Source organism: Actinospica acidithermotolerans (genome assembly GCF_018139625.1).
GTDB lineage: Bacteria > Actinomycetota > Actinomycetes > Streptomycetales > Catenulisporaceae > Actinospica > Actinospica acidithermotolerans.
This window is the reverse complement of the sequence record NZ_JAGSOH010000377.1, coordinates 1-415: the sequence shown is the minus strand read 5'-3', so window position 1 is coordinate 415 and position 415 is coordinate 1. Positions and strand designations below refer to the sequence as shown.

The window sequence follows — 415 nt, the reverse complement described above, 5'->3', positions numbered from 1 at the left end:
GGCTTCCCCCGCTCCATAGCCCCTCGCTCGATCCGGACACCGCCCCCGCGGTCCTGCCCGCCTGGGCGCTGCACCGCGTGGTCACCGAGTACGCGACCCCGCACCAGTCCGTCGTCGCCGCCGACTCGCGCGGCTTCTGCAACGACAACCGCATCCTCGCCTACCAACCCCTGCCCGACCGCCACGATCCGCACACCGCGACCCGTCCCCGACCGCGCCGCGGCAAGGTCCACCTGGCCGTCCTCGAGATCCAGAACAGCCCCGAGGAAACCCTCGAGCACCACCCGCTGGACCTGCTCTACGAGTTCGCGAACCCGGCGCTGCGCGCCGCCGCCTGCCACCTGGCCCCCGGCGGCATCCTCGCCATCGCGCTGTCCGCACCCGCACCCGGAACCGCCGCCGCGAGCACCTCGAC

At 74.0% G+C, this 415-nt stretch carries 1 protein-coding gene; it reads left to right on the top strand.

The window, feature by feature from the left end:
- On the top strand, positions 1-415 hold a 415-nt coding region (locus KDK95_RS35160), incomplete at both ends, for a hypothetical protein (RefSeq protein ID WP_212522664.1).